The organism is Kurthia sp. Dielmo (assembly GCF_000307285.2).
GTDB classification, from domain to species: domain Bacteria; phylum Bacillota; class Bacilli; order Bacillales_A; family Planococcaceae; genus Kurthia; species Kurthia populi.
The window spans coordinates 20358-30649 of record NZ_HE578970.1 but is presented as its reverse complement, the minus strand read 5'-3'; the positions used below and the strand labels follow the sequence as shown (position 1 = coordinate 30649).

8 protein-coding genes and 1 pseudogene are annotated in these 10292 nt (G+C 36.9%); 4 read left to right on the top strand and 5 right to left on the bottom strand.

Annotated elements, in window-relative coordinates:
• Positions 1-525, bottom strand: a pseudogene (locus KTHG_RS22010) (transposase); the annotation flags it as partial.
• Between the two features lie 128 nt (positions 526-653).
• Positions 654-1220: a recombinase family protein gene (locus tag KTHG_RS20750; RefSeq protein ID WP_139996367.1), complete on the bottom strand. Its 567-nt coding sequence runs from the start codon at positions 1218-1220 to the stop codon at positions 654-656.
• 57 nt (positions 1221-1277) lie between these two features.
• Between KTHG_RS20750 and KTHG_RS20745 the strand changes: the two genes are divergently transcribed.
• Positions 1278-1601, top strand: a complete 324-nt coding sequence (locus KTHG_RS20745; protein WP_139996365.1) for an SH3 domain-containing protein — start codon at positions 1278-1280, stop codon at positions 1599-1601.
• Between the two features lie 222 nt (positions 1602-1823).
• Here the strand turns inward: KTHG_RS20745 and KTHG_RS20740 are convergent, their stop codons facing one another.
• The 3 genes from KTHG_RS20740 to KTHG_RS20730 form a co-directional block, all read right to left on the bottom strand.
• The gene (locus KTHG_RS20740; protein WP_139996363.1) at positions 1824-2663 is read right to left on the bottom strand and encodes an RES family NAD+ phosphorylase; all 840 of its coding nucleotides are present in this window, start codon (positions 2661-2663) and stop codon (positions 1824-1826) included.
• A gap of 58 nt (positions 2664-2721) precedes the next feature.
• Positions 2722-4038, bottom strand: a complete 1317-nt coding sequence (locus tag KTHG_RS21685; RefSeq protein ID WP_222424361.1) for an MmcB family DNA repair protein — start codon at positions 4036-4038, stop codon at positions 2722-2724.
• A gap of 992 nt (positions 4039-5030) precedes the next feature.
• Positions 5031-6338 (bottom strand): hypothetical protein, encoded by a 1308-nt coding sequence (locus tag KTHG_RS20730; RefSeq protein ID WP_139996361.1) that lies wholly within the window; start codon positions 6336-6338, stop codon positions 5031-5033.
• Between the two features lie 108 nt (positions 6339-6446).
• On the opposite strand from KTHG_RS20730, the gene KTHG_RS20725 reads away from it, so the two are divergent.
• The 3 genes from KTHG_RS20725 (at position 6447) to KTHG_RS20715 (ending at position 9922) form a co-directional block, all read left to right on the top strand.
• A complete protein-coding gene (locus KTHG_RS20725) occupies positions 6447-7280 on the top strand; it encodes a ParA family protein (protein WP_139996359.1) in 834 nt (277 codons plus the stop codon).
• A 1-nt stretch (position 7281) separates the two neighbouring features.
• Positions 7282-7662 carry a DUF5388 domain-containing protein gene (locus tag KTHG_RS20720; protein ID WP_139996357.1) on the top strand — a complete coding sequence of 127 codons (381 nt, stop codon included), beginning with the start codon at positions 7282-7284 and terminating at the stop codon, positions 7660-7662.
• 751 nt (positions 7663-8413) lie between these two features.
• Positions 8414-9922 carry a primase C-terminal domain-containing protein gene (locus tag KTHG_RS20715; protein WP_139996355.1) on the top strand — a complete coding sequence of 503 codons (1509 nt, stop codon included), beginning with the start codon at positions 8414-8416 and terminating at the stop codon, positions 9920-9922.
• Positions 9923-10292 lie beyond the last annotated feature (370 nt).

Here is a 10292-nt window from a genome sequence, read left to right as displayed (position 1 = left end):
GGCGACGTGATACGTGTTTTGGCTCAGGTAATTTTGCTAATTCTTTTTTGATTTTACGTGTGCCGTAATTGTTTCGGCTACCTTTGAAAATGCGTTTAATATTTTTAGAAATTGCCAAGTCTTCGGCTTTTTTTGCACGTTTGCCGGAAATATCCGCATGATAATAATACGTGCTAGTTGGTAGATTGAGGACGTCGCACATTGCTGATACTGAATGTTTGTGAGCGTTATTACGAATCACATTTATTTTCGTCCCATGATCAGCGCCGCTTACTTTAAAATATCGTTCTCCATTAATAAACGTTGGTTTTCCTTACGTAATCGAGCCATTTCATTTTCTTCTTCCGTTCGATTATCCTTCGCAGCGAATGAACCCGTTTCTTTATGGTTTTTAATCCAGCAATCTAGCGCAGAAGGTGTAATATCGTATTCTCGGGCAATCTCAGCACGAGGTTTACCATTTTCATAAAGCTTCACTAATTGCAGTTTAAATTCGGGTGTAAATGTTCGACGTTGACGTGTCATAAAAGCACGCTCCCTTATGTTTATAGTCTAAGTTTACAAGCCCTTATTTTATCTGTCCAACTTAGTGTAGTCTATCCATAGCTTTATAAAGAAATAAACAGAAAAGGCCCCTAACCAGGAGCCTTTCTTTATTCACTCTTTAACATTTTATAAACCGTACTGCGCCCAATTCCGAACTCTTTCGCAATATCGGTAGCACTTTCACCCGCTTCGTAGAGCTTGCGAATGCGGCGTTTCTTATCTTCATCAATAGCTGGTCGGCCGCCGATTTTGCCACGTTTCCTGGCAGCTTCGAGGCCGGCTTTTGTACGTTGCTGGATAATGTCGCGCTCAAATTCCGCGAACACCGCCAGCATCCCAAACATGGCTTTCCCCGTAGCTGTTGATGTATCAAAACTATCGCTGATGCTTACGAAATCAATATCGCGCTCCCGCATCGTTTCCGTTAGTTCATACAATTCCTTCGTGCTGCGCGCAAGGCGGTCTAGTTTGTATACAACAAAACGATCCCCACGCGCCGCTGCTTTAATAGCGTGCTGTAGTTCAGTGCGATCCTTCCTACGTGATGAAATCTTTTCTTCATATATAATGCATTCAAGCTGTTGATCCGCCGCATACTTTTCGATAGCCTGGCGCTGCATATCAAGATTCTGTTCTTCCGTACTAACACGGATGTAACCGATAATTCGTGTCATAAATTTATCATTCCTTTCAAAATGAGTGATTGTTAAAATTTGGTTAGGAGGGATTTTATGAAAAAATTATTATTAGCCGCTGCAATTACAGTTGGTGGAACTATAGTAGTAGCTGATTTACCTTTTCAAAAAATAGAAGCTCATGCACAGAGAATTACTGTACAATTAGATTCAGACAAAAGTCGTCTAAATGTAAGAAGTGGCCCAGGTACCAACTATCGGGTAGTTGAAAAATTGAAAAACGGCACCGTACTAACGGCCAAAAAAAGTATATATAACAAAAAAGAAAAACGATATTATTCTTTAATCAGATACAAAGGAAAAAATGCTTATGTGTGTAACGATTATGTAGCACCAACTGGCCCCGGTGCTGCAGGTTAATTAGTCTACTTCCATACCTTTTATATAATATTAACTATAGACGAGTTTATAGACAAAATCCACTAAAAAAACGCCGCTTCAATGTTGATTTGAGGTGGCGTTTTGATTTGTCTATAAAAGGATGGTTTTGGAGAATTATATTTTAATTAATAATTGTTCTAATTTTTGTAATTTTGTAAGAGCAGAATGATTTAAAGTTGTTATAGGTATCTTTATCAGTGTTTAAGTTAGATAGTCATTTGTATTTATATGTTCCATCGATTCTTTAACAACTTGGACATCAGCAGGATTAAATAAAACTAAATTAGTACCGTTTCTATGTACAGTACTTCTAAAAAGTATTCCATCATAATCTTTCTCTTTAATATAATTTGCTAGAGCATGGAAAGGAGCATATTCATACTCTTTTATTTCTTCTTGGGTTGAATGAATAGGTTTAAAAATTTCTTCATTAGAAAAGATATTGAAATATACATTAGCTAATAATAATGCTAGTTTTTCTTTATCTTTTCCTCCACTAGTTTTTTTAAAAAGATATTTATATAATTGCCTTGATTCTGTAGGTATACTAGTATCCCCAAAAATATTTAATATTTTTTTCTCTTTATCTATACTATTAATATCAAATCTACATATGGTTGCTTTAGTCCCTTTTTCAGCTCTAATTTCATTTAGAACCGTTGTTATTACAAATTTTTTGGTTAAAGCTTCTGGTTTTCCTTTATCTTTCCCTAGTACGCTTAGGTAAATAAAAACTTCTCCTGGGGGATTCATTCTATTATTTTTTGTAGCGAATTCAATTTTAGGTGTCATTCTTTCATAATTTTCAATATCAATTTCTCCAGAAACACCTCTATACATTTGTGTAATACTGGATAAAGGTACTTCTAATAAATGACTTGTATTTTTAAATAAATCTGCAAAAACTTTAAAGAAGGTATAATGTGATAGTAGCTGCGGAATATCATCATATCTTACTTTTCCGCTTGAAAGGTCACTTTTTAATATTTCCCATTGTTTGGAAATTACATTAACATGATGCTCAATATTTTGTTCGCTCATTTTGTTCACTCCTTGTTATATTTTTTTAAGGGTATTAATTTTTCTATACAATTAGTCACTACCACCCCAGCACCACTTTTCTACTCAGCGCCCTACCGACCGCATACGTCACCGCTTCCCTATCTCTACAAGTATGCGGCATGGTGTCTTCTAACTGAATTTCCAAGCTCCGACCCTTTTCCCGCAGCTGGCCAACTGGCGTTTCTTCTATATAAAAGTCTGTGAAGAAATAGAAATCATCGCAGTACGGTAGATATTCGGGCCACTTATGATCGCGGTTGTAATCTTCGTGGCTGGCTTTGACTTCGATAATGATTACTTTGTCGGCGTTATAGCCAATGACATCTGCTCGGCGCATATTTGGTAGCGTCACTTCGGGTGCTGCGACGTAACCGTTATTATAGAGCCATTTCAGCGCGATGTTTTGCATTTCTCGGTGTCGCAATATTTCCCGCGTTGACATTAAATCTGCGGCTTCGTTTGCTTCCTGGAATGATTGGAGGCTGGCGGCGCGCGCTTCTTTCAACTGTTTTTCCAATTGCTTCGTTTCTAATTTTAAGTTTGCAAGCTCCTGCATATGGTCGTTCTGCAAGGCTTCCATCGCATCAAATTCCTCGGTAAACGAACGAATCTGCGTGTAATCCTCAGAACTTGCGGTGCCGTATGGATTGCGATGATATTCACGGTCCTCATTCCATTCGATGTAATGGCCATGCTTCATGCGACTGGCCAGGTGCTCGGCAAACGCATCCATATCGTGAATCTCCCATACATAATCAATGAGCTCAATAATCCCCTTCGCTGTCAAAGCGCGTCGGAAACCGCTATCTAGGCGTCGGCGTAGCGCAAACTGCTCGCCATATGGACCTACATAATACAACAGTTTCTCCTGTACCGCCTTCGGATACTTATTGAGCCCCTTCAACTGAGCTTTCAATTGATGTCGCACTTCGTTTAAATCTGTTTCAAGCTGGGTGCCGATTTTCTGCTGCTTAGCTATTTTCGATAAATGTTCCTCGTAATACTGTTTAAATTCCGCAATGCGCTGCTTTTTTTCCTTCGCATGAGTCATCAATTGCTCCAAATCCTCACGTCGCATTTCAGGTTCCGCGACCATCAGCACTTCTGCAAATAAATCGAGATTATCTTTCAGAAGTGGAAGCAATACGACCGCCTTCGTTCCTAAACTCGCAAATTGCTGCGCCGCATCCTCATTTAATGAAAGGCGCGTCTTTTGAATGCCATTATAAAACCGCTTCAGCTTCTTCACCTGGTTTATCGTTACATCAAAATCCGTTGCAATATCACCTAGCGTCCTGCCATCATCAAACTGTTTGAATATCTGCAAACTTGTATGATCGAGCCCATTTAGCATACGCGGAACCTCCGATGTGTTATAGTGATTTTATTTTAGCATATAAATGGAAAAAGAGTCCGGGACACTTTCTGGCAAAGACCGCACCTTTTTTGAAAAAAAGGCGCCCCAAAAAACTACCGCTCGCCACTAGGCAGGTCCAAACGGGGGTTTGGACGGGCATTTAGCGTGAAGGGAATGGGTCGCGTCAATTCTTAAATTCTCACTCCGCTGCGCTACGTTGCGATTTACATTGACGCTGGGCGGGATGTGTTTCTTGTTATGAGATATATGTAATTATGTAGAAACATTTATATTAATATGTAGAAATATGTATATACATGTTTCTACACGTTTTATTTTGACCGACTTTTGTGGTAGAAAATGAATAAATGAATAATTTATCGTGTAGATTCGACAAAATATGAGATTTTTGGTTTTGGCGTAGGGCTGGTCCGAGAAGGTGCAAAGCACCAGGACGAGTCCTACGCAACTATGATAGAAAGAGAAACTGCCGCAATGCGTAGAGGATTTTGGATGAAGCGATGGCCGTCTCAAAATACGAAAAGGTGCTTGCACCGGTATTTTGGCGGCCCTATATGTTTCATTGAAATATGAGCTTGCGCGGTTGCTTGCGAAGCGAGTAGCGCATGCGTGCCAAAGCTCGAGAGATAGGGTGCGTATTGAGGGGAATTGGAATATAGGCCCCGCTTGGACATGACATGAATAATAAAGCTGAGAGGCTCGGAATATGATGTGAAAGGATAGTCTGGAATATGGAGAGCTTGTCAGCTGGGTGAAGATATGATGGGACAAGTGGGGCCGGTGTGGAAGGAATACACTATCGGGCAGGGAATGAAAAAAACACGATCTACGCGGTGGTTGTGCGCGTAGGTCGTGTTTTGTCTTTTTAATCTATAATTTGAATATCAGTTTACGGCGTCGATATATTGTAATACCGCCATCTTCTGAAATTTTTATCGCTAAGCCAAATGTTGAGGCATGGAAAGTTGCTATAGAACGTGCCCCTCCCGATACTTTGTCGAGAGTATCTTGACTGCTCCGGAATTTATTTTTAGGTAGCCCAATAAATTTTTCTGAGAATATTTTTTTGATTTTTTATTATTATTGGTAGAGTCGTCAATGTTTTGAGGTTGAATCATTCTGCCAAAATCCAATATTTTAAGTTTTTTATTAAGAATAACGGCACCATCAACGTCAGCAATAAGTTTTATTAGATAAGGATCTGTATTTTGTTTTATAGAAATATTATCAGTTTGATTAGTTATCACTTTTTTATATAGGTTAGCGGTTTCAGCTTTTTCACTCACTAAAATTTCGTTGAGAATGGTTTTATCTCTATATTTTCTTAGTTTTCCTTCAAAATAAAAATTATCATCCAGTATTGCAAACAACGCACCTGTATTGGTATTAGATAAGTCTTTAATGACATTGCATAAAATTTGAATTTGAGAATCGAATGCACTATTAGTTTGATTATGACTATCAGCTATAATATCTTTTAAGATAGATTTTATTACATTATAATCTTTTAGCTTCCATTGGAAATTTTCGGAAAGTAAGACTCTATCTTTATCAAGATGCCAATAGATTTTTTTTTCATTGAGGTAAATAAATTGTACTCTATCATCGGTTATAGTACTGCATATTTCTTTGATACTCTGATGACTTTTTCTTTTTTTAGCAATTCCAATAATTTGATAGTCGCTATTGATTACATAACTCAATGACAGGCCATCAACTAATCTATATGCTCGAGAATACTTGCTTATATCTGGTATATTTATGTAATTCTTTTCTTCAAATAGGATAAAATCTATATTTAAGTTATGCAAAATATTTTTGGCATCCTGTGTCTGCTTTATTAAAATAAAGCTAGCTGTACAAATTCTTTGTTCATAAGTTTGAGAAGCTAAGTCAACCAAATCATTTATAAATGCTTTTAATTTATTCATTTGAACGTAATCACGTCGTGAATTTTTGTCAGTAGTATTTAAAATTAGGCAATAAATGAAAATATCACATATGTTATCAATAACAATCGATTTTTCTAATGAATTATTAGCTTTCTTATAAATAGGAAAATATTCGGATAAAATCGCCATTAAAAATTGCAATGCATTTTCAAATCCATCGGTAAGTGTTCTAAAATTCCATGTGATTTTTTCTATGAAAAGATGTTCATCATCTGACATGTATTTTAAAGAAAAATCAAGACCCTCTGTACCTAAAATACTTTCAAATTTACGTTGTAAAATGTGTATATATTTATCTGCATCTAACTTTTCTTGTGTATCCATTAAAATCGCTCCTTACATAATATGATTTTGACAACTTTGATTATATCATAATTAATGTTAAAATATATGCATATACAAAAACAAAAAACTTTAGGAGGATAAAGCGTTATGAATAACGAAAAAGCAACTGTAGTAACCTTTGGGAATTTTAAAGGCGGTACCGGAAAAACGACAAACTCTACTCTTTTGGCGTATGAGTTATCAGAGCAAGGTAAAAAAGTTTTGTTATGCGATCAGGATCCACAGGCAAATGCGACATCATTATATTTGAAAACGAAGGAATTAGTTAGCGGTGAAATTCATTCTTTTAATAAGACGTTAATGACAGCAATTAAAGAAGAAGATTTAACACAAATCGTTACAGAAATTAAAGAGAACCTATATTTGCTACCTAGTTTTAGTGACTTCGCGCTTTATCCTCGTTTCCTGGAACGAAAATTTGGTGTATCTTTAAAAGACCGTGTGCAATACTTTTCGGAGTTACTTGAACCGCTTCGTAGTGAATTTGACTATATCTTTATTGATGTTCCCCCTACTATTTCAGATATTACTGATTCGGCGCTTTATGCTTCGGACTTTGTTGTAGTTGTACTACAAACACATGAACGCAGCTTACAAGGTGCAGAAGGGTTTACAACGTATTTACAATCATTAATTGATGATTATGATGCACATTTAGACATCGTTGGTATTTTGCCGGTGTTATTGAAAAATGGTGCGCCAGTTGACATGGCGACATTAGACAGTGCGCGTGAAATATTTGGCTCAGAAAATCTATTTGAAAATGTTGTTACAAACATGGAGCGTCTAAAGCGTTTTGATATTACAGGTATCACAAATGAAGATATGCATGACCGCAGGGTTCATCGCACATATAAAAAAATTGCTGGAGAGTTTGAAGAACGATTAGCCAAAGAAATGGCTACTCAGGAGGAAGTATAGTATGAGTAATTTATTAAAAAAAGGTAATCTATCACGTACACCAAATATTAAACCAAAAGAAACTTTTTCATTAAATGATGATGTGAAAATAGAATCTGAAAAAGCTGAAGAAACTCAAATCACAGCTGAGGAAGCAACAGAAGAAAAAGTTACTCCTAAAAAAGCAACAAAGAAAAAGCGTAAAGTAAATGAGGATATTACAAGTGTTCGTGTAACAAAAGAAACGCGTTCACGTTTAAATGCTTTAATACAATTAGGCCGTGCCGAAAATGTCGATGATCTAATTGATGCAATTGTCGATGATTATATAGAAGTACAGTTGACTCCTGCTGAAAAGAAAACTTTCAAAATTTTAGTCGATGTAATTAAGAAACGAGGATAATTTTGGTAATATTAATGGAAATTTATCATTGAAATGATTCTATATTTAACTGATAATTTAATAAGATGTAACTGATGCAACATGAAGGAGCTTTCTCTGAATAATTGTGGTGTTATCATTTACAAAGAACGACGCCAGTAGGTAGCTAAATTTAGCACTTGCTGGCGTTTTTAAATATCTACATATCACTAAGAATAAGGAGAATATTAAAGACTTAAAAATTTTTTTATCTGCATGAAAAATATATGCATATATGCATATACCTATATACTGATATATAAATATATGTATATACGAATATACTAATATACGTATATATCAAGAATGCTGTTATATCGGGGCTCATTGGTGGTATATGCATATATGAATATACTGATATATACATATACGAATATACTGATATATACATATACGAATATACTGATATATACATATATGCAAAAAATAAAATGCTTGAAAATGCAGTTGCAATAGGGATTTACAATAGATATAATGACGGTAATAAAAAAACCGTTTTAGCTGGCAGGCTAAAACGGTTAGGAATTAAATAGCTTTGCAGGCTATTTAATGTTGGACAGCTGTTTTGCAGACAGTCTACCCATATAAGTCTGATCCGGACAAGGATACTAAGACTATTTAAGATGAATAGATTATAGCAGTTAAGAATCTTGTTTTCAACAAGGTTGCTTAATTCTATTTATTGATGTCATTTTTTACAGTCATAGTCTCCTAAAGTAGAAAGGAGCCGCATATGACTGTTTTTAATTTACATCAAATTATTTCGTCGATCACACATAATAGTTTAACAACATATCGTACACGCAACTCGAAAGTGCCAAACGCTGCCTACGCAGATACAGCTGACAAAAAAGGCGCTGTTTTCGCTGTGCGCAAAAAAACGGATTTCGCGAATGGTCGTGTACGAGGCTTTATCGTGACGTCTAAAGAAACACTCGCAAAAGAGGCAAATAGTCTAACTCATTGGACGCCTAACACGTACCAGCGCTTTGGTTATACGGACGAAACACGTACATACATAAAAGGATTTGAAGACGCAAATCTGTCTCAAATCAATACATTCGTTGTCGATATCGACACGAAACGACATAGCGTTAATGATATTATGCTTGCTTGTATTGACCACTCAGTAGGGGAACCATCAATGGTATTAGAAACGCCAAACGGCTACCAGGTCTATTTCATACTTGCTCAACCCATTTTCATTTCAAATAAAAATAACTTCCGTAGTCTTGTAGTCGCGAAACGTATCGCTAATAACCTCAAATTGAGCTTATCAAGTATCGATGCTGATAAGTACTGCAATGACTTCGGCTTTTTCCGTATGCCGAACGCTAGCAATGTTATTTGGTATAGCCAGGCACGCTACACAGTTCAAGAGCTAATTAATTGGTCGATGCGTCAAGATGATGAAGAGTCCCGGACACTTTTTGTTGTTCCGCATAAAATGACATCACGTAGCGTCATGGAGTCAGAATGGTTTGCGGCGTTATTACATGCAACCGATATTAAAGGGCAAAAAGGACAAATTGGCCGAAACAATGCGTTATTTACGTTAGCGCTAGTATGTTATCAAGAGGGCATGGATAAAGGTCGTGCGTATGATTTATTAGACGAATTTAACTCGAATCTCAACTACCCGTTGAGCGTTTTTGACATGCGAGCAACGCTTAACTCAGCTTACTGCGGTAAATATAATGGAGCGAGTCGAGCGTATGTAGAAGCATTGCTCGAAACATACGTTGTCGGTGGTAGTGAGTTTTCGGTAAGCCTCGGTAGTACATATTGGTACAAACACAGAAAAGCACGTAAGGACCGCGTGCGTAGTCATTACGATGAGTGGGAACAAGACATTATCGACTATTTAACGGCCGAGCAGGGCGCTCTAGAGCCGTTTGTTTGGCATACACAAAAAGAGCTTTGCGCGGCTGTAGGCATCGCACAGAGCTCTTTAAACGTGGTTATAAAGAAGTCGAAGAAACTATTAAAGACAGTAGTAGGGCGAGGTTGCACAGCAAAAACCGGCTGGACAACAATCGGCTTATTTTTAACGCACATTATGCGTATGCATCGTGCGCAGTCTGCAGCATTTAAACAAGGACTTGATGCGATGATCAATAGTTACGTCGCGCTACTAGAGCCGGTAGGAGGCTATGAACCGCTTCGAGTGATATTATCCCGCCGCGATGGGCCACCAGATGAACAACTGACCATGTTCGCGTTGCATGAAGCCGCTAGTTGAACAAATACTCCAGTCTGCCTAACATATTTCTAATTACGCTTTCTTTTTTCTTGAAGCTTTGATATATGTTTTTGGTATACATTATTGTTATATGCTTGGTAATGTAGTTGTTTTTATTGATTTTTTGTAAAAAACATATTATAAGCAGTTTTCAAATGTTCAGCATTAATTTCTATATTATTTTTATACGGGGTTCCGTCAGAAAATGTGGATTTATAACGTTAAGCACTGAAAGTTACTAAACAGTGGTTTGGGAATGTTTAATCTAGCAGCTAATACTTACAAGGGTCTTAGCTGCTTTTTACTATTAGGAGAATTGCTGGAGATATAAGGTTTTATGCTGAAAATATAGATGACAAAACACTTTTAC

Coding starts and splice junctions, on each gene's coding strand:
- KTHG_RS20750 (WP_139996367.1), bottom strand. CDS start 1,220: ATGACACGAATTATCGGTTACATCCGTGTTAGTACGGAAGAACAGAAT.
- KTHG_RS20745 (WP_139996365.1), top strand. CDS start 1,278: ATGAAAAAATTATTATTAGCCGCTGCAATTACAGTTGGTGGAACTATA.
- KTHG_RS20740 (WP_139996363.1), bottom strand. CDS start 2,663: ATGAGCGAACAAAATATTGAGCATCATGTTAATGTAATTTCCAAACAA.
- KTHG_RS21685 (WP_222424361.1), bottom strand. CDS start 4,038: ATGCTAAATGGGCTCGATCATACAAGTTTGCAGATATTCAAACAGTTT.
- KTHG_RS20730 (WP_139996361.1), bottom strand. CDS start 6,338: ATGGATACACAAGAAAAGTTAGATGCAGATAAATATATACACATTTTA.
- KTHG_RS20725 (WP_139996359.1), top strand. CDS start 6,447: ATGAATAACGAAAAAGCAACTGTAGTAACCTTTGGGAATTTTAAAGGC.
- KTHG_RS20720 (WP_139996357.1), top strand. CDS start 7,282: ATGAGTAATTTATTAAAAAAAGGTAATCTATCACGTACACCAAATATT.
- KTHG_RS20715 (WP_139996355.1), top strand. CDS start 8,414: ATGACTGTTTTTAATTTACATCAAATTATTTCGTCGATCACACATAAT.